Source organism: Bradyrhizobium sp. USDA 4538, from assembly GCF_024171045.1.
Classification (GTDB): Bacteria; Pseudomonadota; Alphaproteobacteria; order Rhizobiales; family Xanthobacteraceae; genus Bradyrhizobium; species Bradyrhizobium australafricanum.
The window spans coordinates 1,097,878-1,121,238 of record NZ_JALJZE010000001.1 but is presented as its reverse complement, the minus strand read 5'-3'; the positions used below and the strand labels follow the sequence as shown (position 1 = coordinate 1,121,238).

20 protein-coding genes are annotated in these 23,361 nt (G+C 64.8%); 8 read left to right on the top strand and 12 right to left on the bottom strand.

The window, feature by feature from the left end; translation table 11 throughout:
- Positions 1-23: 23 nt before the first annotated feature.
- Genes J2R78_RS04900 through J2R78_RS04875 form a run of 6 tightly spaced genes read right to left on the bottom strand, consistent with a single transcriptional unit; the run spans position 24 to position 6,835 of the window.
- A complete protein-coding gene (locus tag J2R78_RS04900; RefSeq protein WP_253603247.1) occupies positions 24-1,070 on the bottom strand; it encodes a branched-chain amino acid ABC transporter permease in 1,047 nt (348 codons plus the stop codon).
- Positions 1,070-1,942, bottom strand: coding sequence for a branched-chain amino acid ABC transporter permease (locus J2R78_RS04895; RefSeq protein WP_253603245.1), 873 nt, complete (start codon positions 1,940-1,942; stop codon positions 1,070-1,072). The genes J2R78_RS04900 and J2R78_RS04895 overlap by 1 nt, the downstream gene beginning before the upstream one ends.
- On the bottom strand, positions 1,943-3,877 hold the full coding sequence (locus J2R78_RS04890; RefSeq protein WP_253603243.1) for a long-chain fatty acid--CoA ligase: 1,935 nt from the start codon (positions 3,875-3,877) through the stop codon (positions 1,943-1,945).
- Positions 3,877-4,671, bottom strand: coding sequence for an ABC transporter ATP-binding protein (locus J2R78_RS04885; protein WP_253603241.1), 795 nt, complete (start codon positions 4,669-4,671; stop codon positions 3,877-3,879). The genes J2R78_RS04890 and J2R78_RS04885 overlap by 1 nt, the downstream gene beginning before the upstream one ends.
- Positions 4,668-5,519, bottom strand: a complete 852-nt coding sequence (locus J2R78_RS04880) for an ABC transporter ATP-binding protein (RefSeq protein ID WP_253603239.1) — start codon at positions 5,517-5,519, stop codon at positions 4,668-4,670. The genes J2R78_RS04885 and J2R78_RS04880 overlap by 4 nt, the downstream gene beginning before the upstream one ends.
- Before the next feature lie 5 nt (positions 5,520-5,524).
- Positions 5,525-6,835, bottom strand: coding sequence for an NAD(P)/FAD-dependent oxidoreductase (locus J2R78_RS04875; protein WP_253603237.1), 1,311 nt, complete (start codon positions 6,833-6,835; stop codon positions 5,525-5,527).
- Positions 6,836-7,083: 248 nt separating this feature from the next.
- On the opposite strand from J2R78_RS04875, the gene J2R78_RS04870 reads away from it, so the two are divergent.
- The 4 genes from J2R78_RS04870 (at position 7,084) to J2R78_RS04855 (ending at position 10,504) form a co-directional block, all read left to right on the top strand.
- Entirely contained in the window at positions 7,084-7,719 is a 636-nt protein-coding gene (locus J2R78_RS04870) for a TetR/AcrR family transcriptional regulator (protein WP_253603235.1), read from the top strand.
- A 194-nt stretch (positions 7,720-7,913) separates the two neighbouring features.
- Entirely contained in the window at positions 7,914-8,402 is a 489-nt protein-coding gene (locus J2R78_RS04865) for a DUF417 family protein (protein ID WP_253603233.1), read from the top strand.
- Positions 8,403-8,927: 525 nt separating this feature from the next.
- Positions 8,928-10,058 carry a serine hydrolase gene (locus J2R78_RS04860; RefSeq protein WP_253603231.1) on the top strand — a complete coding sequence of 377 codons (1,131 nt, stop codon included), beginning with the start codon at positions 8,928-8,930 and terminating at the stop codon, positions 10,056-10,058.
- 131 nt (positions 10,059-10,189) lie between these two features.
- Positions 10,190-10,504, top strand: coding sequence for a hypothetical protein (locus J2R78_RS04855; protein ID WP_253603230.1), 315 nt, complete (start codon positions 10,190-10,192; stop codon positions 10,502-10,504).
- 65 nt (positions 10,505-10,569) lie between these two features.
- On the opposite strand, the gene glgA is transcribed toward J2R78_RS04855, so the two are convergent.
- Both glgA and glgC read right to left on the bottom strand, forming a co-directional pair.
- Positions 10,570-12,024, bottom strand: coding sequence for a glycogen synthase GlgA (gene glgA / locus J2R78_RS04850; RefSeq protein ID WP_253603228.1), 1,455 nt, complete (start codon positions 12,022-12,024; stop codon positions 10,570-10,572).
- Entirely contained in the window at positions 12,021-13,283 is a 1,263-nt protein-coding gene (glgC, locus tag J2R78_RS04845; RefSeq protein WP_092083855.1) for a glucose-1-phosphate adenylyltransferase, read from the bottom strand. The genes glgA and glgC overlap by 4 nt, the downstream gene beginning before the upstream one ends.
- 247 nt (positions 13,284-13,530) lie before the next feature.
- On the opposite strand from glgC, the gene J2R78_RS04840 reads away from it, so the two are divergent.
- The gene (locus J2R78_RS04840; protein WP_253603226.1) at positions 13,531-14,763 is read left to right on the top strand and encodes a rhodanese-like domain-containing protein; all 1,233 of its coding nucleotides are present in this window, start codon (positions 13,531-13,533) and stop codon (positions 14,761-14,763) included.
- Positions 14,764-15,285: 522 nt separating this feature from the next.
- Here J2R78_RS04840 and J2R78_RS04835 read toward each other — a convergent pair.
- Complete coding sequence (locus tag J2R78_RS04835) at positions 15,286-16,281, bottom strand: hypothetical protein (RefSeq protein WP_253603224.1); 996 nt, start codon at positions 16,279-16,281, stop codon at positions 15,286-15,288.
- Between the two features lie 192 nt (positions 16,282-16,473).
- Between J2R78_RS04835 and J2R78_RS04830 the strand changes: the two genes are divergently transcribed.
- Entirely contained in the window at positions 16,474-16,677 is a 204-nt protein-coding gene (locus J2R78_RS04830) for a hypothetical protein (protein ID WP_253603222.1), read from the top strand.
- Positions 16,678-16,786: 109 nt separating this feature from the next.
- Here the strand turns inward: J2R78_RS04830 and J2R78_RS04825 are convergent, their stop codons facing one another.
- Positions 16,787-18,085, bottom strand: a complete 1,299-nt coding sequence (locus J2R78_RS04825) for a serine hydrolase domain-containing protein (RefSeq protein ID WP_256558506.1) — start codon at positions 18,083-18,085, stop codon at positions 16,787-16,789.
- A 107-nt stretch (positions 18,086-18,192) separates the two neighbouring features.
- On the bottom strand, positions 18,193-19,569 hold the full coding sequence (locus tag J2R78_RS04820) for a PLP-dependent aminotransferase family protein (protein ID WP_253603218.1): 1,377 nt from the start codon (positions 19,567-19,569) through the stop codon (positions 18,193-18,195).
- Between the two features lie 95 nt (positions 19,570-19,664).
- On the opposite strand from J2R78_RS04820, the gene J2R78_RS04815 reads away from it, so the two are divergent.
- The gene (locus tag J2R78_RS04815) at positions 19,665-20,090 is read left to right on the top strand and encodes a DUF983 domain-containing protein (protein ID WP_057018899.1); all 426 of its coding nucleotides are present in this window, start codon (positions 19,665-19,667) and stop codon (positions 20,088-20,090) included.
- A 324-nt stretch (positions 20,091-20,414) separates the two neighbouring features.
- On the opposite strand, the gene J2R78_RS04810 is transcribed toward J2R78_RS04815, so the two are convergent.
- Entirely contained in the window at positions 20,415-21,614 is a 1,200-nt protein-coding gene (locus J2R78_RS04810) for a multidrug effflux MFS transporter (RefSeq protein WP_256558780.1), read from the bottom strand.
- A gap of 330 nt (positions 21,615-21,944) precedes the next feature.
- Here J2R78_RS04810 and J2R78_RS04805 point away from each other — a divergent pair, with 330 nt between their 5' ends.
- Complete coding sequence (locus tag J2R78_RS04805; protein ID WP_253603213.1) at positions 21,945-23,279, top strand: MFS transporter; 1,335 nt, start codon at positions 21,945-21,947, stop codon at positions 23,277-23,279.
- Positions 23,280-23,361 lie beyond the last annotated feature (82 nt).

The window sequence follows — 23,361 nt, the reverse complement described above, 5'->3', positions numbered from 1 at the left end:
CATGGTGTGGCGTCTTTTTTTGATTAGTAGCGCAGCGGCCAGTGCACCCAGGCCCGCCTGATGTCGTGCCAGGCGCCGACCAGCCCCCGCGGCTGGAAGCGCAGGAACAAGATGATGACGAGGCCGTAGAGCATGCTCTTCAGCTCCTGCGCGCCGGTCGTGAAGGTCGCATCCATCTGCGCGCTGAACAGGCTGAAGACGAGTCGCGTCGCCTCCGGCAGCAGCACGATCAGGATGGTACCGAGCACCGCCCCGAGCGCGGAGCCGAGCCCGCCGACGATCAGGATCGCCAACGCCTCGATCGAGAGCAGGAACGGAAAGCCCTCGACGCTGACGAAGGAGAGATAGATGCCGTACAGCGCGCCGGCGATGCCGGTGATGAATGCCGAGGTGACGAAGGCGAACAGCTTGTAGGCATGCAGGTTGATGCCCATGACGCGCGCCGCCGTGTCGTTGTCCCTGATCGCGACGAAGGCGCGGCCGACCCGGCTGCGGCGGATGTTGAGGGTGGCGAACAGCGTCAGCCCCGCGATGCCGAGGCAGAGATAGGTGAAGGCCGCATCGCCGTCGAAGCTGATGCCGAGGATCTCGGGCCGCTGCACCTGAATGCCGCGTGCGCCGTTGGTGAGCCAGCGCATCTCCAGGATCACGGTGTTGATGATGAAGGAGAAGGCGAGCGTGGTGATGGCGAGGTAAAGTCCCTTGAGCCGAAGCGACGGCGCGCCGACGATCAGGCTCGCCAGTGCCGGCACCGCGCCGGCGCCGAGGAAACCGACCAGCGGCGGCATATGGTACTTCGAGACCAGTACCGCATAGGCATAGGCGCCGGTGACGAGGAAGCCGACATGGCCGAGCGAGATCAGACCGGTGTAGCCGGTTAGAATATTGAGGCCAAGCGCGCCGGTGACCGTGATCAGGATGATCATCAGGAACGACAGCGCGTAGGAATTCAGAACGTAAGGCGCTGCGATCAGCGCCAGCAGCAACACGGCCGACCATAGCCAGACCGGCGGGGAATCGATCAGCGCAACCAGCTCGCCATAGCTCTGCTTGTAATCGCCGGTGCGCATCACACCCTCTCGATGTCACGTTCGCCGAAGATGCCGAACGGCCGGATCATCAGCACGATGATGATCATGGCAAAGCCCGCGACCTCCTTCATGCCGGAGCCGATATAGCCGCCGGCAAGGTTCTCGGTGATGCCGATCAGGAGGCCGCCGAGGCCGGAGCCGAGCACGGCGTCGAGGCCGCCCAGGATGGTGGCCGGAAACGCCTTCAGCCCGAGCTGGAACATCGCCGGCGACAGGTCGTAGGACAGCGCGAAGAACACGCCGCCGATGCCGGCGATCACCGAAGACGCGGCCCAGGCCAGCGCATGAACTCTTGTTGCGCTGATGCCCATCAACAGCGCCGTGCGATCGTCGGCTGCGACCGCGCGCATCGCAACCCCGACCTTGCTGTAACGGAAGAACGCCCAGATCGCGGCGATCAGCAGAAGCAGCGTCGCGATGACCGCAATCTGCCCGGTACGCACGCCGATGCCGCCGAGATGCACGATGCCGCGGCCCATGCCGATGTCGAGGCCGTGCGGGTAGGCGTCCCAGATGAAGTTGATGGCGGAGCGCAGGATCACGGCGAGCCCGATCGTGACCATCACGGTCGCGAATACCGGCTCGCCCAGCATCGGCCGCATCACGAGGCGCTCGATGATCAGGCCGAGCAGGACAGCGGCGAGAATCGCGCCCACCGCGACGACCAATACATTACCGCTGACCGTGGTCGAGATCGTCCAGGCGATATAGGCGGTGATCATGGTCATCTCGCCCTGTGCGAAATTGACCAGTCCGGTGGATTTGTAGATCACCGCAAAGCCCATCGCGATCACCCCGTAGATCGCGCCGATCGCGAGTCCCGAGATCAGCAGCTGGACGAGATACTGCATTCAGCCCTCCGCCCGGTAGATGATGGCGAGCTCGCGGGCGAACTTCTTCTCGATCATGGCGCGGCGTACCTTCTGGGTGGCGGTCAGCTCGCCGTCGTCATGGTCGAGCTCCTTTTCCAGGACGGCGAACCGCCTGATGTTCTCGACCCGGGCGAACCGCTTGTTGGTCTCGTTGACGACGCGCTCGACCAGCTCATTCACTTCGGGAAGCTGCGACAGCGATTTGTAGTTGGTGTAGGCGAGCGCCCGGTCGCGCGCCCAGCGGCCGACATTGTCGTAGTCGACCTGGATGATGGCGCCGAGATACTTCTTGGCCTCGCCGACCACGATCGCTTCCTTGATGAATTCGGAATCCTTCAGCGCGTTCTCGATCTCGGACGGCGCGATGTTCTTGCCGCCAGCGGTGATGATGATCGCCTTCTTGCGGTCGACCACGGCGATCTCGCCATTGTCGAGGACATCGATGATGTCGCCGGTGCGCAGCCAGCCGCCGGGCTCCAGCGAGGCGGTCGAGGCCTTCTCGTCGAGGAAGTAGCCCTTGAAGACGCCGGGGTTGCGCAGCAGGATCTCGCCGTCGGTGTCGCACTTCCATTCGGTCTGCGGCAGCGGCACGCCGCAGCCGCCGATCCGGTGATGGCTTGCGGTCTGGATGAAGGCGACGCCGCCACTTTCGGTGAGGCCATAGCCCTGCGACACCGGACGGCCGATGATGTCGAAGAAGCGCAGCGTCTCCGGCGAGATCGAGGCGCCGGCGCAGAGCCGGTGCCGGCTGTAAGCAAAGCCGAGATGGCGCTGCAAATTGCGGAACATCAGGACATAGAGCAGCCCATAGGCGGCGCGGTCGAGCACATTGGCCTTGCCGGCCTGTCGACGGTCGGACAGCGTGCGGCCCCCGGCGAGGCAGGCCCTGGTGAAACTCTGGCGCAGGCGGCCACTCTCGCCGAGGCGGAACAGAAAGCCCTGCTGCAGCTTCTCATAGATGCGCGGCACGCCGACGAAGAAGGTCGGTGCGATCTCGCGGATGTTGATCGCGACGGTGTCGATCGATTCGGCAAAGGAGACGGTGCCGCCGAGCACCAGATGGGTCACGGTGCCGTAGCAGCGCTCGGCGACGTGGCACAGCGGCAGGTAGCTCACCGCCTCGAACGGCTTGTCGGCAATGCCCACGGTCCTGGCGTAGGCATAGGCGGCGTAGACGAGATTGCGATGGGTCAGCATCGCGCCCTTGGGCGGACCTGTCGTGCCCGAGGTGTAGACGAGGATGCAGACGTCGTCGGGTGCACCTTGATTCATCAGGCGTTCGAGCGTCGCGTCGGCCTCCGGATTCTGCTGGGCGTAGGCCTTGCCGCGCTCGCACAATGCGGCGAACGACATCAGCTCCGATTGCTGGTAATGCCGCAGGCCCTTCATGTCGACGCAGACGATAGCCTCGAGGTCCGGCAGGCCGCCATTATTGGCCATCGCGTCGAGCACCTTGTCGGTCTGCTCCTGGTCGCCGGTGACGACGATGCGGGCGCCCGAATGCTTGACGATATATTGCAGCTCGACCCAGGGATTGGTCGGATAGATGCCGACCGCGACCGCGCCGATCATCTGCGCGCCGAGATCGGCATAGAACCATTCAGGCGTGTTCTCGCCGGCGATGGCGATGCGGTCGCCCGGCTTGATGCCGAGCGAGAGCAGGCCGAGCGCCACCGCGCGCGCGGTGTCGTAATAGTGCCGCCAGGAATAGGGATTCCAGATGCCGTAGTCCTTCTCGCGCAGCGCCAGCGCCTCGCCGTGCATCGCTGCGCGCTGCCGTAGCAATTGCGGGATAGTGATGGCGGCATCCGCAAGCGTAGCCTGCAACGCGTCGGCGCCGGCTGCCGGTGGGTTGCGCGGCGTGCTCGCTTGCAGCGGCGGATGAGCGGTGCGCAGGCTGTCCAGCGTCGACATCACGCGCCCACCTTTGCCATCGCTCCAGTGCGCTGGCCGCCGAGATAGGCCTCCGCGACCGCCGGATCGCGCTTGATTTCGCCAGGAGCGCCTTCGGCGATCTTGCGGCCGAAATTCAGCACATGGACGCGGTCGGAGATGTCCATCACGATGCGCATCTCGTGCTCGATCATCACGACGGTGATGCCGAGCTCGTCGCGGATGTCGAGCACGAAGCGCGCAATGTCCTCGGTCTCCTCCTGGTTCATGCCGGAGACCATCTCGTCCAGCAGCAACAGCTTCGGCTCGCAGGCGAGCGCGCGGGCGAGCTCGACGCGCTTTTGCTGGCCGTAGGACAGCGTGCCGACCACGGCGTCCCTGATATGCTCGATCTCGAGAAATACGATGATGTGCTCGACGCGCTGCCGTGCCGCAATCTCTTCGTTGCGGGTACGCCCGTAAAACCACACCGCATCGAGCACGGTCGAGCGCAGATGGGTGTGGCGGCCGGTCAGGATGTTCTCGACCACGGTGCCGTGCTTGAACAGCGCGAGATTCTGGAAGGTGCGGCCGATACCGACGGCGGCGAATTTCCACGGCGAGATCGTCGAGAGGTCGATGCCGTCGAAGCTGATCCGGCCGCCGCTCGGCCGCAGCACGCCCGAGATCATGTTGAACAGCGTGGTCTTGCCGGCGCCGTTCGGACCGATCACGCTGCAGATCTCGCCGGGCGCGACGCGCAGGCTGACATCGGCGACCGCCTGCAGGCCGCCGAAGCGCTTTGACAGGTTCTCGACCGTGAGCAGCGCCGTCACGACAGCCACCGCTTGCGACGCTTGTAATGCTTGACGTCGCGCAGGCTCTTGCGGCCGGCGGAAGAGACGCCGAGATAGAATTCCTGGACGTCCTCGTTGGCGGTGAGCCTCGCTGCCGTGCCGTCGAGCACGACGCGGCCGGTCTCCAGGATGTAGCCGTAGTCGGCGATGTCGAGTGCGCGCTGCGCGTTCTGTTCGACCAGCAACACCGTCATCTTCAGTTCGTCGCGCAGCCGGACGATCACCTCATAGATGCGGTCGATGATCAGCGGCGCGAGGCCGAGCGACGGCTCGTCGAGCGCCAGCAGCACGGGATCGGTCATCAACGCGCGGCCGATCGCGAGCATCTGTTGCTCGCCACCGGACATGTAGCCGGCGATCTGGTCGCGCCGCTCATATAGCCGCGGAAACAGCGCAAACACCTTGTCGCGGCGCTCGCGCGCCTCGGCGCTGGTCCTGGTGTAGCCGCCCATTTGCAGGTTCTCGTCGATGGTCAGTGCCGCGAACACACGGCGGCCCTCCGGCACCTGCACGATGCCGCGGCGGACCAGTGCGTCCGGCGCAAGGCGATGCACCTCGTCATTGCGGAAGCGGATGCTGCCGTTCTCGATCACGCCTTCCTCGGTATAGAGGATGCCGGACATCGCCTTCAGCAGCGTCGATTTGCCGGCGCCGTTGGAGCCGAGCAGGGCGACGATGTTGCCCTCGGGCACCGCGATCGAGACGTCGCGGATCGCCTCGATCGCATTGTCGTAGACGATCCGGATGTTGCGGAATTCGAGCAGGCACTGCTCTGGCACGGCGACTGGCGCTGCTTGCGGCATCGGATGCGGGATGGTCGTCGGCATCGTGCTCAGACCCGGCCTGCCGATAAGCGCGGGCGCGCGGCAAGGATCGCATCGGTGACGAGCTTGGCGGTCTCGGCGCAGGCCTGCGTGCCGCCATTGCCATATTGCTTCACCGCATCGCCGACGCACCACAGGCCACCGATACCGGTCTCGCGCGGCAGATCGTAGCCGGCGCAACTCCGTTGTGCCGGCCAGTCGTCGCGCATCACCCGGATCGACAGGATTTTTGCCTGGTCGAAATTCGCGAACTGCTCGCGCAGATCCTCGAGCGCGAGCCGGACTTCTGCATCGGAGTCAAAGTCACCGAGCGCCGGCACCGGCACGGCATAGGCGACATAGAGGTGCCAGCCGGGCGGCGCCAATTCCGGACAGGTGGCAGAGAGGTTGGCCATGTTGCAGAGCCGGCGCGTCTTGCCGAAGGTGACGATGCCGGGATGATTGATCAGCGGCTCGCGGCTCGCGACATTGATGACGATGTTGGCGGCCGGGCGGAGGTCGTTCTTCACCCTGGCGATATAATCCGCCGGGAACGCCTCGCTGCCGGCAAGCGCGACGGTGGCCTTCGGCCCGGCATTGCTGATCACGAGATCGGTGTCGATCCGCACCCGCTCGCCATTCCTGAGCACGGTGACACCTTCGACCTTGCCGTTTGCGGTGTGGATCGTCGTCGCCGGCGTTTCGAGCCAGATGTCGCCGTTGCGCCTGATCGCGCTGCCCAGGCTGTTCCAGACGCCGATCGTGCCCTGCGGGCAGAAGCCGAATTTCTTGAAGGCGCCCTTGCTGGTGAAATAGGTGAGGAAGGCGCGGGCCGGCAGCTCGGCGGCGTTGCAGGCGAAGATTGCCGCGCAGAGATTGCGGAACAGCGCGTGCACGGTGGCGTTGCTGGTGTAGCCCTTCAGCCAGTCCTCGGTCGATTGCCGCCCGTCGGGCAGATTGCCGGAGCGGGCGTCGGCGAATTTCTCCAGGATGCGTGAGGCCTGTTTTGTGAGCTGCCCGAGCAGCAGCGACCAGCCGCCGCGGCCGACATCGATCACCTTGCCGTCGATGAAGAACGAACTCGCCGGCTCCGGCGCGCGGATGTCGAGCGGGGCGCCGATGGTGTTGAAGGTTTCCTCGAACACGCCACCGAACTCGATCGCGATCGCGCCGATATTGACCTTGAAGCCATCGATCTCCTCGGTCGAGGCGCGCCCGCCGAGCCGGTCCTTGTCGTCGACGACGAGCGTATGCAGCCCGCCATGGGCGAGACGCGCCGCGGCACACAGCCCGCCGGCGCCGGCTCCGATCACGACAGCATCGATCCTCTGAGAATCCACGCGCAACCTCCCGCGATGCCGCCGGGTTGGTCCCGGCATGCGCAATCCGCTTGCTTGATGGAAGGCAGCCTAATATAATCCGACCGGTCGTTCAAATTATTTTTTGACGCAGGTCGCTCGTCGCACGGGCGATGGAAGAGTCTGGTGGATGGTGCCCGCAAAGGGGAGGAGAGCGTGGGGCGGCGGTAGTATAGAGAGAGGCAGTCGCCCGATTCCGGCGGCGCCGATGGTGCACGAGAGAGACGGCAATGGCGCGGACGCGCTCAGAGAATTACGACGAGATTCAGCGGAACATTCTCACCACTGCCTGCGGCCTGTTCGCGCGGCAGGGCTACATGCGTGCCTCGATCGCCGACCTTGCGGATGCCTGCAAGCTGTCGCGCGGCGCGCTGTACCATTATTTCGATTCCAAGGAAGCGATCCTGTTCGCGATCCTCGACGCCCACATCCGCGAGATGATCACCGACGTCGAGGCCGCGATGGCCGCAAAGGCGACGACGCTGGAGCAGTTCCGCGCCGCGATCCAGGCCATCGTCGCGCTGAATGCGCGTTCGAGCGATGAGCAGCGCGTGATCCTCAACGACCTCTCGTTCCTCGGCGAGACCGAGCAGGATGCGATCAAGGCGCTGGAGCGCCAGCTGGTCGACACGGTCTCGGATCTGCTGGTCAAGCTCGACAAGGAAGGCAAGATCGTCAAGCGGACCAAGAAGATCTACAGCATGATGCTGTTCGGCATCCTGAACTTCAGCCACACATGGTACGATCCGAAGGGCGGGATCGATCCAGGGGAGTTCGCCGACATGGTGGTGGACCTGTTCCTGTACGGCTTCACCATGCCGGTGCCGGCAAAGGACGCCGCGCGTGCGCTGCGCCAGCGCGCGTGAGGCCATCGCGGCGCGCTTCGCGACCTCGCGCCGAAGACATCTCTCGCAGCGATTATTCCTCATCTCATCTGCACATCATCGTGAAGGCCGAGACGCTGTCCCGCGTAACGAACGCGCGGCGCGCTGCGTAGTTCTGCCACGAACGCCGCATCAGCGGCTGATGATGACATCGCAGCGAGGGAAGAAACAACCGCATGAATCTGTCGTTCAACATCGCCGAACAGGGCGAGGGGTCTTATCGAGCGCTCGCGATCCTGCGCTGGGTCATGGTCGTGATCTTCGTGTCGTTCGGCATGCAGAAATTCACGCTGCAGTCGGCGCAAGGCATCGCGCAGTTCATCAGCAACAGCCCGTTCATCTCGTGGCTGTCGGTGTTCGGTCTCCGGGGCGAGGCCTATGTGCTCGGGGTGGCCGAGTTCGGCATTGCGGCGCTGCTCGTCGCCGGCGCGTTCAGCCCGCTTCTCTCGGCGATCGGCGCGCTGATGGGCGTCATCACCTTCGCGGTGACGTGGTCGTTCTTTTTCACGACGCCGGGGGTGGTCAAATGGAGCCTGTCGACCGATCCGATGGCCTGGAACCTGGCCGGCGAGTTCCTGTTCAAGGACATCGTGCTTCTGTGCGTCTGCCTCGTGCTGCTGTTGGCGTCGTTGCCGCGGTCGATCGTCCGCTCGCGCGCCAAATAGGTGTCGCGCCGCGCATCGATGGTTAACCAATGGTTAAACAGTCATCGCGCGCATCCGGCATCTGGAACAGGACAAAACGTCGCGGACGACCGTGTCTTGAAAATCGAATCCGATCGGCTTATGCAACCTTCGATTGACGAATTGTTGCTAGGAAGAAACGTCCCCGGTTGGGAGCGGAATGTGACGAAGTCAGAAATATCCTTGGCCCGATCGGCAAGCGCCGATCTTGCCTTTTCGTCGAAGCCCACTCCCGTCATTTTCAAACGTCCCGCATTTTTTAGTTCGATTGCAGTTCCCGCACCGTGGCTGGAGTGGGAGGGCGGTCGCGATCGCGGCATCCGGAAGTGACCACCGGAACAGCGATCGGGCCGCCCCGTCCCCAGCCGGGCGGGTAACGGCGCAAGACGCGCAATCGTGAATTCGGACGCTTGGGTTCCACCGCTAGGATCGTGATGTCGCCATCTCTCGATGGTGAACAGACTAGTCTGCAGGTCGCATCGCAACATCGTCCCGATTTCGTTCATCATGAGACAATGGCTCACCGTTCGGATCGCGGCCGTCCTGTTCGTGGTCGCTGGTAGCGTGCTTGGGGTGGCGCGCGCGGATTCCGACATGGATGCGCAGATCAGGGACATCGTCACGACGGAACTCGCGCCGACCGCGACTGCGGCCGACCCGGGCGGCCTCGCCGCGGCGGTCTATGCCGGCGGGCGGGTCGCGTTCTTCAACTACGGTTTCGCTGATGACTCAGCGAAGCGACCGGTCACCCCGGACACGCTGTTCAACCTCGCCTCGTTGCGCAAGCTGTTCGAGGCGACGCTGGTCGCGCTCGGCACGGAGCGTGGCGAATTGCGGCTGGACGATCCGGTCAGCAAGTATCTGCCCGAGCTCAACGGCAACTACGTCAGCCGCGTCACCATCGGCGAACTCGTCAATCATACGTCGGGGCTGCTGCTGCCGACCGATCATCCGCCATGGCCGGTCGGGACCTTCAGCCGTGATCAGTTCATCGCGATGCTCAATGCATGGACGCCGCCGGCAGGAGAGCAGCCGGGCAAGCAGCGCATCTACAGCCATGCCGGCTATGTCCTGCTGCAGCTGGTGCTGGAGCGGCGCTATGAGATGCCGATCGCGACGTTGATCGGGAGCCGCATCCTCAAGCCGCTCGGAATGACGTCGACCTTCGTTCCGGACCGCAGCGAGGACAACCGCGCGAGGATGGCGCCCGAGATGATGCAGCGTGTGGTTCAGGGCTACTCCCACGACGGCACGGCGATCGGTCCGCCGGGCAATCAGCAGCGCTATTACGATTTTCCAGGCACCGGCCAGATATTCTCATCGGCGCGCGATCTCGGCATATTGCTGGGCGCCTGCCTCGACGGCGCGGTGATCGATCCGGAATTGCGCGCGGCGTTGCAGATGACCGAGCGGGAGAGTTTTCGCGTCGACGAAAAGTTCGGCCAGGCGATGGCATGGGAGCATGTGCGGCTGGACGGCGTCACCGTGATCGACAAGCCGGGCGGTCTCAATAACGCCTCAGCCTATGTCGGCCTGGTGCCGGCGCGCAGACTCGGCATCGTGCTGCTCGCCAATCGCGGCGACTATCCGCACGAGATCGCGCGCTACAGGATTTTGCCGGCCCTCGCGCGGCTCTAGTCGCAGGACGTGCCGGTCCAATGACACGGCCTGCGCGGCAGGGCAGGGGATGCATGCAAAAATCGCGATGGCGCGGAACCATGATCGGCTGTATAAGCCGGTAGCTTCTTCTCCATTTTGAAGAGGCTGATATGACCGATCTGTATCCTGATTTGCACAATTGGCTTTCGCAACAGCCCCATGGGTTGCGAACCTTCAGGACCTTCCAGCAAAAGCTCGAGAGTCTGAGCAAGGACGACCCGGAGCAACGCGGCGTTTGCCGGCTGCTGAGCGGGCTCGTAGGCAATTACGTCGAGACCTTCGACGAGGAGCCGCTGCCCGTTGCGGTCGCCGACCGCGCCTATGGCCGGTTGCTCGATCTCGTCGCAAGTCTTGATCTCAAGGGAAATCCCGACCGGCGCCTCGCCGACATCAACCGCGTCGCGTCCTGCGATCTGCTGAACTGATCGCGGCGCAAAACGCTTCGCGTTCTGTCGCGGGAAAACCGCTTGGCACTTGCCGGGATCGTGCTCTAGCGCCGCGTCGTCGCGAGCTCGCGATAGAGCGCGGCGTAGCGGCCGGCGCGATTGTGCCAGGAGACATCGGTGGCCATGCCGGCCTGCTGGAGCCGGCGCCACGTCACCTTGTCGTTGAACAGCAGGTTTGCCTTGCGCAAGCCATGGGCAAGCGCATCCGAGGTTGCGGGTGCGAACTTGACGCCGGTCGGCGCATCGCCGGTGATCGCGACTTCGTCGAAGTCGAGCACAGTGTCGGCAAGGCCACCGACATTGGCGACAACAGGGACCGCACCGTAGCGCAGCGCGCACAGCTGGGTGAGGCCGCACGGCTCGAAGCGCGACGGCACCGCGAGCGCGTCCGCGCCGGCCTGGATCAGATGCGCCAGCGCCTCGTCGTAGCCGATCACGACCGCGATCCGTCCGGGATTGTCGCGCGCCAGCGCGGTGTAGCGGTCCTGCAGGTCGCGATCGCCGCTGCCGAGCAGCGCAAGCTGAATGCCTTCGCCGAGCAGCGTCGGAATGTTCTCGAGCAGCAGGTCGAGGCCCTTCTGCCATGACAGCCGGCTGATGACGCCGAGCAGCATCGCATCCGGCGCCGGATCGAGCCCGAAGCGCCGCTGCAGCGCTGCCTTGTTCACCGCGCGCTCCGCCGGCTGCTCTGCGCTGAAGCGCGCCGCGATGTCGGGATCGGTGGCCGGATTCCACACCGATATGTCGATGCCGTTGAGGATGCCGCTCAGCACGTCGGCGCGTTCGCGCAAGAGGCCGCCGAGCCCCATGCCGCCCTCGTCGCTTTGAATCTCCCGCGCATAGGTCGGCGACACCGTGGTGATGCGGTCGGCGAATTGCAAGCCGGCCTTCAACAGGCTGATGGTGCCGTAATATTCGACGCCATGGAGCGCGTAGGATTCGCCCGGCAGGCCGAACGCGGCAAGCATGTCCGGCGAGAACTGGCCCTGATAGGCGAGGTTGTGCACGGTCATCACCGTGCCGGGCCGCGGTTGCCCGGCATAATGCAGGAGGGCGGGTGCGAGGCCCGCCTGCCAGTCATGCGCATGCACGATGTCGGGGACGAAGGAGGTGATCGCGCCCTGGCCGATCTCCGCCGCCATCCGCGACAGCGCGGCAAAGCGGATGCCGTTGTCCGGCCAGTCGCGTCCGTCCGGGCCGACATAGGGATTGCCGGGCCGCGCATAGAGATGCGGCGCGTCGAGCGCGAACAGATCGAGGCCATCATGCGTGCCGCCCAGCACGCGGATCGGCCCGCCGTAGAATTCCGGCCAGTGTAGCAGCGTCTCCGCCGAAGCCAGCGCCTTGAGCACGTCGGGATAGCCGGGCACCAGCGTCCGCGTCGTGACGCCGTGCTGCTTCAGCGCCGCCGGCAGCGCGCCGACCACGTCGGCGAGGCCGCCGGTCTTGACGATCGGGTAGACTTCAGAGGCGACTGCGAGGACGCGGATGGGCGTCATGTCCCCAGCCTGTCGATCATCGACTGCGTGATCAGCGTGATGCCGTTCTCGGTGGTGCGGAAGCGCTTGCCGTCGAATTCGGGATCCTCGCCGACCACGAGCCCTTCCGGAATCCTCACCCCGCGATCGATCACGACGTTTCGGAGCCGTGCTCCGCGGCCGACATTGACATAGGGCATGATCACCGCATTCTCGATATTGGCGTAGGAATTGACGTGCACGCCGGTGAACAGCAGGGAGCGGCGCAGCGACGCGCCCGAGATGATGCAGGCACCCGAGACCAGTGAGGTCACCGCCTGGCCGCGTCGTCCGTCCTCGTCATGCACGAACTTGGCGGGCGGGGTGATCTCGGCATAGGTCCAGATCGGCCATGATCGATCGTAGAGGTCGAGCTCGGGCACCACGTCGGTGAGATCGATATTGGCGCCCCAATAGGCATCGACGGTGCCGGCATCGCGCCAGTAGGAGCGGGGATCGTCGCCGGAGCGGACGCAGGAATCGTTGAACTGATGCGCGATCGCCCGGCCGTGCTTCACGATATAGGGGATGATGTCCTTGCCGAAATCGTGGGCCGAGTTCGGGTCAACGGCATCGCGGCGCAACTCGTCGAACAGGAATTCCGAATTGAAGACATAGATGCCCATGCTGGCCAGCGACTTGTCGGGCTTGCCGGGCATCGGCGGCGGATCGGCGGGTTTCTCGAGGAAGGATTGGATCAGGCCGGTCTCGTCGATATGCATGATGCCGAAGGCGCTGGATTCAGCCCGCGGCATTTCAAGGCAGCCGACCGTGACATCGGCGCCGCTTTCGACATGCTGCTTCAGCATGATCTCATAATCCATCTTGTAGACGTGGTCGCCGGCGAGCACCAGGATGTACTTGGTGCCGTGCGCTTCGAGGATGTCGATGTTCTGGTAGACCGCGTCGGCCGTGCCGACATACCACATCGTTTCGGAGACGCGCTGGCTTGCGGGCAGGATGTCGAAACTCTCGTTTCGCTCCGGCCGGAAGAAGTTCCAGCCGCCTTGCAGATGCCGGATCAGGCTGTGCGCCTTGTACTGGGTCGCCACCGCGATGCGGCGGATGCCTGAATTCACCGCATTGGATAGCGCGAAATCGATGATGCGCGACTTGCCGCCGAAATAGACCGCGGGCTTGGCGCGTTTGTCGGTGAGCTCCTGAAGTCTGCTGCCGCGTCCGCCGGCCAGCACGAAGGCGAGGGCGTGACGCGACAAGGGTTCATTTCCGACGGATCTCATGGTCATCCTCCCAGAACTTCAGGCTGGCCCCGCTACCTTCTCTTGTCCGGAAGGCCTGATCGGGCGCCAACGGGGCCGATTGGGAACGTAGCAAGCGCATCCCGGTTGAGCAAAGCGGGATGGCGGGCTTTCGTTCCCCGGACCCCCGCTCGTGAAGATCGGGGTTGCGGGCCGGTTAAAGCTATTGACGAGACGTGATTTCCGCCTAGAGCAAGCCTGCCGTTTTCTTCTGTCAGGCCAGCATTCCATGACACTTGCTTCCGTCACGCCCCAGGACATCCGCGCAACGCTGCTGCTGCGCCGGGAGATCGCGCTGCTCGACGTCAGGCATGAGGCGGAATTCGTCACCGGCCATCCGCTGTTTGCCGCCAACATGGCGGCCGGCCGGATCGCGCTGGAAGCCGAGCTGCGATTGCCGCGCAAGGACGTGCCGATCGTCCTTTATGACAATGGCGAGGGGCTGGTCGCTGCCGCCGCGGAGCAGTTGACGGCGCTGGGCTATGGCAATGTCGCCGCGCTCGCCGGCGGCTTGGGGGGCTGGAAGGCGGCCGGTTACGAGGTGTTCGAGGACGTCAACTCCTACGCCAAGGCGTTCGGCGAGCTGGTCGAGTCGCGCAGGCACACGCCGTCGCTGAGCGCCGACGAGGTCGCCGCGCTGATTTCGGACAAGGCCAACATCGCGATCCTCGATGTCCGCCGCTTCGACGAATATGCCACCATGAACATCCCGGGCTCGGTCAGCGTGCCCGGCGCCGAGCTGGTGCTGCGCGCCGGCGGCGCGGCGCCGGATCCCGACACCACCATCATCGTCAACTGCGCCGGCCGCACCCGCTCGATCATCGGCACGCAGTCGCTGATCAATGCCGGACTGCCCAACAAGGTGCGGGCGTTGCGCAACGGCACGATCGGCTGGACGCTGGCGAAGCACGATCTCGAGCACGGCGCCGGCAAGCGCGGCGGCATCGGTGCGTTCGAGGGCGCAGGCGACAATGCGCGCGACGTCGCCTATCGCGCCGGCGTCCGTCACATCGGGATCGATGAACTCGCCGCGCTGGACGAGGACGCGCACCGTACGCTGTATCGCTTCGACGTGCGCGATGCCGAGGAATACGCGGCCGGTCACCTTGGCGGCTTCCGCCACTATGCCGGCGGCCAGCTGGTGCAGGAAATCGACATGGCCGCTCCCGTGCGCGGCGCGCGCATCGTGCTGAGCGACAACAAGAACATCCGCGCCGACATGACGGCGTCCTGGCTCGCGCAGATGGGCTGGGAGGTCTATGTGCTCGAGGGCGGCTATGACGGCCGGCTCGAAGTCGGCACGCCGCGCATCGTGCCGCGGCCCGATCCCGCGCACCGCTACCGGCGCCCCTATGAAGGCACCGGCGTCGCGGAGCAGGCGATGCAGGCCTATCTCGATTGGGAGTACGGCCTCGTCGAGCAGCTGCGCCGCGACGGCACGCACGGGTTCTATGTGATCTAGCAGATGACGTGGTGACGGCGGGGCGACCGCATCGGTGCCGAGACGCAGGGGCGCACTGCCAAAATATCGAAAACAACCCCATGCAAAGGAGCCGGTGGCCGCCGGCGGACACGGCAACTTGACTCGTCGGGCAAATCAGTGGTACTTTTCCATTATTCAGAAATCGTGCCGGCATGGTCGTTCCTGCGAGAGCAGGGACCCATAACCACAAATGCCAATTGCTGGGCGATGCTGGAACGACGAATTCCTTCAACAAGGTCCGCCGCGGAGTATGGGTCCCTGCTCCCGTGCGCAATTGCGCACTAGGCAGGGACGACGTGTTGGAGGAGCCGCGGGCTCTCATCTCTCCGGTGCCACGCCCCGCACAGGCATCCAGTACGGCGCGGCCTTAAGCACGAACGCCGTGAGGAGTCGGATCGCATCTATCGATGCGACCCGACCTAACAGCGAGCTTCGCTCGTCTCGACCCCGCAAGCCGGGGAGATACACCGAGTTTGCTGCGAAGCGTAACCCAGCCCGCCGCTATTTCGGCAACGCCACCGGCGTCAGCTTGAACGGGCCGGGGTCCTTGCCCTTGTTGTCGCCGATCACGTAGGACAGCTTGCCCTCGGCGACCCAGCCGACATCGCCGACCTGCGTCACCGAGACCGGCTCGGCGAGGCCATCCTTGATGGTGTCGATGGTAGCCTCGCTGCCCTTCACCGTGACCTTGTCGAGCTTGCCGTTGCCCTCGATCAGCAGGAAGCCGCCGCCATGCGCCCGCAACGCGTCGGCGTGGTCGAGCGGCCGCGACGGCTTCAGCTCGGTCACGGCGCCGGCCTTGCCGTCCTTCATCTCGATCTTGAACAGTTTTGCGGGAATGAAGGTGGTGACATAAAGATTGCCGTCGGCGCCGATCGCGATGCCGTCGAGCCCGACGCCGTCCTTGGCGGGCGCGAGCTGCGGATCGGTCGCGAACGTCGCCAGCGCGGTGCCGCCCGCCTTCAGGCTGTAGACGAACGGCGCAAAGGAATCGCTCACATAGGCGGTGCCGTCGGCACCGACCACGATGTCGTTGCAGAACGATTTCGGATCGCTCAAGGCAAAGCTGCCCTTCGGCGCGCCGCTCTTGAGATCGAAGGTTTTCAGCCAGGCGCCCTTGGTGTCGCTCGGCCCCGCCACGCCCATAGCGCTGATGTCGTTGGAGCAGACATAGAGCGTGCCGCTCTTCTCGTCGGCGAGCACGCCCAGCGTCGAGCGGCTGTCGGCGGCGCCCGGCTTGACCAGCTGCTCGGCCTTGCCGCCCGAGATCTTGGTCACGCCGCCATGGTTGAAGCTGCCGACGTAGAGCGTCCCGTCGGAAGTCGAGGTCACGCTCTCCGGAAAACTCTTGTCGGGAACGCCGACCGCAGCTGTTTCGGCGCGCACTGCGCCGGCCGCACCGAGCGCAAGGATGATGGCCGCTAGCGATGCGCGGCGGATCTTGAGCAGTTCTCCCGTTGCGCGCGGACGTCCCGCGTCGCCATTGTTCTTTATCATGATCGCGTTTCCTCAATGAACCTGGTTGGACCAGGCAGGATTTTCTTGGCGATCGTCTCCGGTCGATGGTTGTTGTCTGCAGGGTTCCCGACCGGATTGTTCACCCGCCTGCCTTGTCGTCACGATATATACGATAGTATATAGCGTGAGGGAAGCAGCGGAGAGGAAGCTGCGACGGCTGGAGAGCGCGTCATGGAACGGGAATTGGCGTTGCGCCATCAATGCGTGTGCTGCGGTGGCATTATCGATGGGATCGTCGACGACGATGCGATCGGCCTCAATGCACGGATCGGCCTGTTTACGGACGGGTGTTCGTTCGTCTGCGACGAATGCACCGCGAGCCTGATCGCGGCCGCAGCGCGGCGCAGGCAGGAACCGGTTCGGCGGAAGTCGTAAGGCGGGAAGGTTTCCGCGTCATTGCGAGGAGCGCAAGCGACGAAACAATCCATCTATCCCCATGCGGAGAGATGGATTGCTTCGCTGCGCTCGCAATGACGGTGGGAACTCAATCCGGGCTGAACGCGTCGTAGACCAGCTTGCGGAACGCGGGCGTAATGCGCTGGCGCTCGTTCTGGGTCTGCTCGAGCATGATGTAGATCATGTCGAGCTTCGGATCGACGCCGAAATAGGTGCCGCTGCCGCTGTCCCATTTCAACTCGCCGATCGAGCCGGGCGGTGGTGGCTTGGCAATGCCGGGATCGGTGCGCACGGCGATGCCGTAGCCATAGCCGAAGCCGTCGCCGGGAAAGTACCAATAGTCGCGGCCGACACCGGAGCCCGGCCCGATATGGTCCGTCGTCATGGTCTTGAAGGCTGCGGGGCTGAGATAGCGCTTGCCGTCCAGCTCGCCGCCGTTGAGCAGCATCTGCGCGAAGCGCGCATAGTCGAGGATGGTCGACACCAGACCGCCGCCGCCGGATTCCCACTCCGGATGCGCGCGCCGGTCGTTCTCGCCCTCGATCAGGATGGTGTCCGAGGGCAGCGGCTCCGCCAGCCGCGTCCCTTCGGTCTCGGCATCGAGCACGTATGAGGTGTCCTTCATCCCCAGGGGATCGAACAGGCGCTCCTTCTCGAACTGATAGAGCGTCTTGCCCGAGACTATCTCGATCACCCGGCCGAGCACGTCGGTGGAATGACCGTAGCGCCACAGCGTGCCGGGCTGTCGCGACAGCGGCAGCTTGGCCAGCCGCGCCACGAATTCCTCGTTGTCGAATTTGCCGTCGAACAGATGTCCTGCGCGGTAGATCTTCTGGATCCAGTCGGCGCCGATATATTCGTAGGTGATGCCCGAAGTGTGCCGCATGATATCTTCAATGGTCACCGGCCGGATCGGCGGCACCAGCTCAACCTTGGCCGGATCGTTTCCGCCGTCCGGTTCGATGGCGACCTTCACGTCGGCGAAAGCCGGAATGTATTTCGACAGCGGGTCCTGCGGCGACAGCTTGCCCTCGTCGACCAGCATCATCGCGGCGGTGTTGGTGATCGGCTTGGTCATCGAATGCAGCGCGAACATCGTGTCCGGCCGCATCGGCGATTTGGTCGTGACGTCGCGATAGCCGAAGGTCTTCAGGTAGACCGGCTTGCCGTGCTGCTGGATCAGGATGACCGCGCCCGGAATCTTTCCTGTCGCAACCTCGTTGTCAAAGAATGCGGTGATGCGTTCGAGTTTTTCCGGCACCGGGGCAGGGGCATCGGAGGCGCGCGCCGCGCCTGATATGACAACTGCAAGACAACCGATCGCGGTCACGGCTCCGCGAAGCGACAGCACAGCACGGTGGACTGCCTGATCATACCCGCACGACATTGAAAAGCCTGCCCCTGCCTGATGCCCTGAGCGCAGAGTTTTAGCGGCGCGCGCTCCCGCGCACCATAATCATTTTGGAGCGAGTTTATTCCCGGCGATCGCCGGAATTATACGATTTGGGTAGCGCCGACGGGCGTGCGCACCGCATTCGACAGCACCTGCAGCGCCTGGCTCAGTTCGGCGCGGTTGCGCGCCGCACCCAGCGACACGCGCAGGCCGCGCGGCGCGGCATCGCCTGCCGCAAAGGCGTCTTCGCCGACCACGGCGAGACCGTTGCGCATCAGATGCGACAGCAGGTCGGTGCCGTCGAAATGCTTCGGCAGCGGCATCCAGAGATGGTGGCTCGCCGGCCGCGCCGCATAGCTGACGCCTTTGAGGAAGCGGGCCGCGAGCTGTTGGCGCGCCGCGGCCTCGTTTCGGATGGCGCGGATGATGTCGGCGGCGACGCCGGAACGCAGCCATTGCGTGACCAGCGCGACCATCAGCGATGGCGGCATCTGCATGGTGGCCTGCATGCCGGCGCGCATGCGCTGCTCGGCGGCGGCATCGGGCGCCAGGAGATAGGCGACGCGCAGGGCCGGCGCGATGCATTTTGCGATGCTCGCGGCGTAGTAGGTGCGCTCCGGAATCAGGGTTGCGATCGGCGCCATCTGCGGTTCGAGCGGCCCGTAGACGTCGTCTTCGATCAGGACGCAGCCGCGCTTGCTGATGACATCGGCGACCGCCTTGCGTCTGATCGCGCTCATCGTCGCCGTGGTCGGGTTTTGCTGCGTCGGCACCAGGTAGACCGCCTTCGGCTTGTGCTTGCGGCAGGCCTCGTCGAGCGCGTCGGGCCGCGCGCCCTCGGCGTCCATCGCAACCCCGACCAGGCGGATATCAAGCCGCGCCGCCGCGGCCTTGATGCCGGGAAAGGTCAACGCCTCCGTCACCACGACATCGCCCGGCGATGTCAGCGCCAGCAGCGTGTTGAAGATGATCGCCTGCGAACCCGGATAGATCACGATGCGGTCGGCCGCCGCCTGCGGCACCCGCGGCGCGAGCCACGCGGCGCCGGCCTCGCGCTCCTCAGTGGTGCCGCCCGGACGCGTGTAGCCGAGATAGGCGGAGAACCCGGCCTCGGAGCGAATGGTCGCAAGTCCCTGCGCAATGCGCAGGTCGAGATTGGCCTCGACCGGCTGCGGCGGCAGGTTCATCGACAGGTCGATGTTGACGGGCGCGGGCAGGTCGGAGGTGGCGCGCGCGGTGGTCTCCGAGACGAACGTACCCTGGCCCACACGGGCGTCGAGCAGTCCGCGCCGCCGCGCCTCGCCATAGGCGCGAGTCACCGTGGTCAGATCGATATCGAGCGCTGACGCCAGCGCGCGATGGGTCGGCAGCCGCTGGCCGCGCACCAGCCGGCCGCTCGCGATGTCGGCGGCCAGCGCATCGACGATGCGCAGGAACATCGGGCCGTGCCATTCCGAAACTGTAGGGATCCAATCCATGCAATCCGACGCTTTGTCTTTGATTGTAGGTGCTCGAATGCATATTGTATGGATCATCAGATCGGGTCAAGGACAACGGCCAAAGGAAAACGACGATGACCGAGACGGTTTCCCTGCCAAAGGCGATGTGGCGCGGCTTCACCATGAAATGCCCGAACTGCGGGCGCGGCCATCTGTTCGGCCGTTTCCTCAAGGTCGCCGATCACTGTGAGGTCTGCAGCGAGGACTTCACCCCGCAGCGCGCCGACGATTTCCCGGCCTATCTCGTGATCGTCGTGGTCGGCCACGTCGTGGTGCCGGCGCTGCTGTGGCTCGAGATGAACTACGCGCCGCCGGCCTGGCTCCAACTGGCGATCTGGCTTCCATTCACGCTGTTCAGCGCGCTGGCGCTGCTGCAGCCGACCAAGGGCGCGATCGTGGGCCTGCAGTGGCAGCTGGGGATGGAGGGATTCGCGGCGACGCGGCGTGCGGTGGCGCCCGCCCGGGCGCAAAGCAGCGTCGGACGGACTCGCGAAGCCTGACGCGATCTCAGAATTGTAGCCCGGATGAGCGAAGCGATATCCGGGAACAGCAGCCCCGCATATCGCTCCGCTCATGCGGGCTACAGTGGTGTAACCAGTCAGAATTGTAGCCCGGATGAGCGAAGCGATATGCGGGAACAGTTGCCCCGCATATCGCTGCGCTCATGCGGGCTACAGCAGCGGGTCAAGTCAGGATCGTAGTCCGGATGGAGCCAACGGGTCGCGCGAACGCGCGCCCGATGACAAGCTCCGCGTAATCCGGGATCCTGTCGCCCGCACGATGAATCCCGGATTGCGCTGCGCTGCATCCGGGCTACGGATCAATCAAATCGGATGATGATGCGGCCGGAACATCCGGCCCTTCTCCGTTACCAAGACGACGGCGAGCGCGGCCAGCGTGCAGAGGAAGAAGCCGGTCGCGAACGGCGCCAGCGTGCCGTTGTAATCCTGGCCGATCGTGGTGCCGACGCCGATCCCGAGCAGCGTCGTGATCGTGCCGTACAGCGAGGAGGCGGTGCCGGCGATCTTGCCCTGCGGCTCCATCGCGAGCGCGGTGAAATTCGCCATCATCAGCCCGAACGCGAACATCATCAGGCCCGACAGCACCATGAACAGCGGCAGCGACAGCGTGTCGGTCTTCACCGCCAGCAGCAGGGCGCCTGCGACGACGGCAAAGCCGGTCAGCGCGGCGTGCGAGATCACGCGCATGCCGATGCGGCCGACGATGCGCGAATTGAGGAAGCCGGCGATCGCGACGCCGACCGCGCAGGCCGCGAAGGCGACCGGGAAGTAATGCCCGAGCTTGAAGATGTCGGTGAAGATCTGCTGCGAGGAGAACACGAAGGCAAACAGCGAGCCCTGCACGCCGCCGGCGGCGAGCGCGTAGCCGAGCGTCTGGCGATTGGTGACGGTCTGGCGAAACGCGGACAAGACCTCCGGGATCGCCAGCGACTTGCGCAATTCCAGCGGCAGCGTTTCCGGCATCCGCATCGCACTCCAGGCCAGCGCGATCACGCCGTAGATCATCAGCAGCACGAAGATGCCGCGCCAATGCGTCAGCAGCATCACCGCCTGGCCGAATGACGGCGCGATTACGGGGACTGCGATGAACACCATCATCGCCAGCGACATCACGCTCGCCATCCGGCGTCCAGCGTAGCAGTCCCGCACGATCGAGGTCGCGATCACGCGGGTCGCCGCGGTGCCGAGCCCTTGCAGCGCGCGCGCCAACAGCAGCGTCTCAAACGAGGGCGCCATGATCGCGAGCAGGCCGGCGATGGTGTAGACGGTCATGCCGCCGAGCAGCACCGGGCGGCGGCCGAAGCGGTCCGACAGCGGGCCCATCACGAACTGGCCGACGCCGAAGCCGACCAGGAAGATCGACAGCACCATCTGCGGGCGGTTGGCGTCGGCGATCTGGAACGCGGAGCGGATGTTCGGCAGCGCCGGCAGCATCATGTCCATCGCCAGCGGGTTCAGCGCCATGATCGAGGCGATGACGACGACGAATTCCGGGAAGCCCATCGGGCGGTGGCCTGAGGAAACCCAGGCATCGGCATTGATGTCAGACACTTAGCAACCTCTTGGGAATCCTCGCATCGTAGCGACCTTGTTGCGATGCACAATTGACGTTTCGGGATAGCTGCCCGCCGATCGCGGTCGAGGTAACGGGGTCGGGAACCGGGGCCAAAAGCACAATTCGCCGAATATCGTTGCGGCTGCAACTATTTTGCTCGTGTGGTGCGGAAACCTCTGCTAATCCCGGGCCCAGCATCCGTGCGGGACAGGCGCATCGCCGCCGACCACGCCCGCGCGGCCAAGAACAGGTTCAAGAACGGGTTTTGGGGAGGCGACATGTCCATCGAACTGTCCGCGCGCTCGCGCGGCGCTGAACTGTCGGATGAGGAGCGCAAGGTCCTCACCGCAACGCTCGTCGGCACCACCATCGAGTGGTACGACTTCTTCGTTTACGCCCAGGCGGCGGGCCTGGTGTTCGGCGCGCTGTTCTTCGCGCCGATGAACGCGAACAATCCGCTGCTGGCGCAGATCGTCTCGTTCGCGACGCTCGGCCTCTCATTCCTGTTCCGCCCGTTAGGGGCCATCGTCTGCGGCCATCTCGGCGACCGCTTCGGGCGCAAGAACATGCTCGTCGTCACGCTGCTGTTGATGGGGGCGGCGACCGCGCTGGTCGGCCTGCTGCCGACCTACGCACAGATCGGTGCCTGGGCGCCGGCACTCCTTATTCTCCTGCGCATCCTGCAAGGCTTCTCGGCCGGCGGCGAGTGGGGCGGCGCGGCGCTCATGGCGGTGGAATCGGCGCCCGTCGACAAGCGCAGCTTCTTCGGCTCGTTCCCGCAGATCGGCACGCCGCTCGGCATGATCCTGGCGACCGGCGTGCTGTGGGTGCTCACCGCGACGCTCGGCAAGCAGGCGATGATCGAGTGGGGTTGGCGGATTCCGTTCCTGCTGTCGATCATGCTGATCGTCGTCGGCATCGTGATCCGCCGCACCGTGGAAGAGTCTCCGGTGTTCCAGGCGATGCAGCGTCGGCACAGGGAATCCTCTGCACCGCTGCGCGACCTGATGCGCAATCACAGCAAGGAGATCCTGCGCACCGCGTTGATCTTCATGGCCAACAATGCGGCCGGCTACATCCTGATCGCGTTCATCATCAGCTACGGCGCCAATACACTGAAGATGCCGTCCGAGCAGCTGCTGCTGATCGGCACGCTCGCGGCGGTCAGCTGGTTCATCTTCACGCTACTCGGCGGTATCCTCGGCGACAAAATCGGCCGCGTGCGCTGCTTCCAGATCGGCTACACCCTGATGGTGCTGTGGGCGGTGCCGATGTGGTTCCTGATCGACAGCAAGAACCTGCTGCTGTTCTTCGTCAGCGCGGTCGGGCTCACCATCGCGCTCGGCCTGTCCTACGGCCCGCAGGCGGCGCTCTACGCCGAGCTGTTTCCGGCCAAGGTGCGCTATTCCGGCGTCTCGATCGGCTATGCGCTCGGCGCCATCTTCGGCGGCGCCTTCGCGCCGATGATCGCGCAATGGATCATCGGCACCTACGGCCAGTCCTGGCGCGTCGGCGTCTACATCGCGGTGCTGTCGCTGATCTCGCTGATCACGGTGTCGACGATTAGGGATCCGCAAGGCGTCGATCTGAACGTGCACGACGCGGGCGGGTGAGCGGCCTGACGAAGATTGGCGGCTCCGTCATTGCGAGGAGCTCGCGACAAAATTGCGAAGCAATTTTGCGCTGAAGCGACGA

What these genes read in the sequence shown, in the direction of transcription:
- glgA (WP_253603228.1), bottom strand. Translation starts at nt 12,024, where the DNA reads ATGACGCCCATCCGCGTCCTCGCAGTCGCCTCTGAAGTCTACCCGATC.
- J2R78_RS04805 (WP_253603213.1), top strand. Translation starts at nt 21,945, where the DNA reads ATGTCCATCGAACTGTCCGCGCGCTCGCGCGGCGCTGAACTGTCGGAT.
- J2R78_RS04835 (WP_253603224.1), bottom strand. Translation starts at nt 16,281, where the DNA reads ATGATAAAGAACAATGGCGACGCGGGACGTCCGCGCGCAACGGGAGAA.
- J2R78_RS04825 (WP_256558506.1), bottom strand. Translation starts at nt 18,085, where the DNA reads ATGTCGTGCGGGTATGATCAGGCAGTCCACCGTGCTGTGCTGTCGCTT.
- J2R78_RS04860 (WP_253603231.1), top strand. Translation starts at nt 8,928, where the DNA reads ATGAGACAATGGCTCACCGTTCGGATCGCGGCCGTCCTGTTCGTGGTC.
- J2R78_RS04895 (WP_253603245.1), bottom strand. Translation starts at nt 1,942, where the DNA reads ATGCAGTATCTCGTCCAGCTGCTGATCTCGGGACTCGCGATCGGCGCG.
- J2R78_RS04815 (WP_057018899.1), top strand. Translation starts at nt 19,665, where the DNA reads ATGACCGAGACGGTTTCCCTGCCAAAGGCGATGTGGCGCGGCTTCACC.
- J2R78_RS04840 (WP_253603226.1), top strand. Translation starts at nt 13,531, where the DNA reads ATGACACTTGCTTCCGTCACGCCCCAGGACATCCGCGCAACGCTGCTG.
- J2R78_RS04855 (WP_253603230.1), top strand. Translation starts at nt 10,190, where the DNA reads ATGACCGATCTGTATCCTGATTTGCACAATTGGCTTTCGCAACAGCCC.
- J2R78_RS04820 (WP_253603218.1), bottom strand. Translation starts at nt 19,569, where the DNA reads ATGGATTGGATCCCTACAGTTTCGGAATGGCACGGCCCGATGTTCCTG.
- J2R78_RS04870 (WP_253603235.1), top strand. Translation starts at nt 7,084, where the DNA reads ATGGCGCGGACGCGCTCAGAGAATTACGACGAGATTCAGCGGAACATT.
- J2R78_RS04890 (WP_253603243.1), bottom strand. Translation starts at nt 3,877, where the DNA reads ATGTCGACGCTGGACAGCCTGCGCACCGCTCATCCGCCGCTGCAAGCG.
- J2R78_RS04900 (WP_253603247.1), bottom strand. Translation starts at nt 1,070, where the DNA reads ATGCGCACCGGCGATTACAAGCAGAGCTATGGCGAGCTGGTTGCGCTG.
- J2R78_RS04810 (WP_256558780.1), bottom strand. Translation starts at nt 21,614, where the DNA reads ATGGGCTTCCCGGAATTCGTCGTCGTCATCGCCTCGATCATGGCGCTG.
- J2R78_RS04865 (WP_253603233.1), top strand. Translation starts at nt 7,914, where the DNA reads ATGAATCTGTCGTTCAACATCGCCGAACAGGGCGAGGGGTCTTATCGA.
- glgC (WP_092083855.1), bottom strand. Translation starts at nt 13,283, where the DNA reads ATGAGATCCGTCGGAAATGAACCCTTGTCGCGTCACGCCCTCGCCTTC.
- J2R78_RS04880 (WP_253603239.1), bottom strand. Translation starts at nt 5,519, where the DNA reads ATGCCGACGACCATCCCGCATCCGATGCCGCAAGCAGCGCCAGTCGCC.
- J2R78_RS04830 (WP_253603222.1), top strand. Translation starts at nt 16,474, where the DNA reads ATGGAACGGGAATTGGCGTTGCGCCATCAATGCGTGTGCTGCGGTGGC.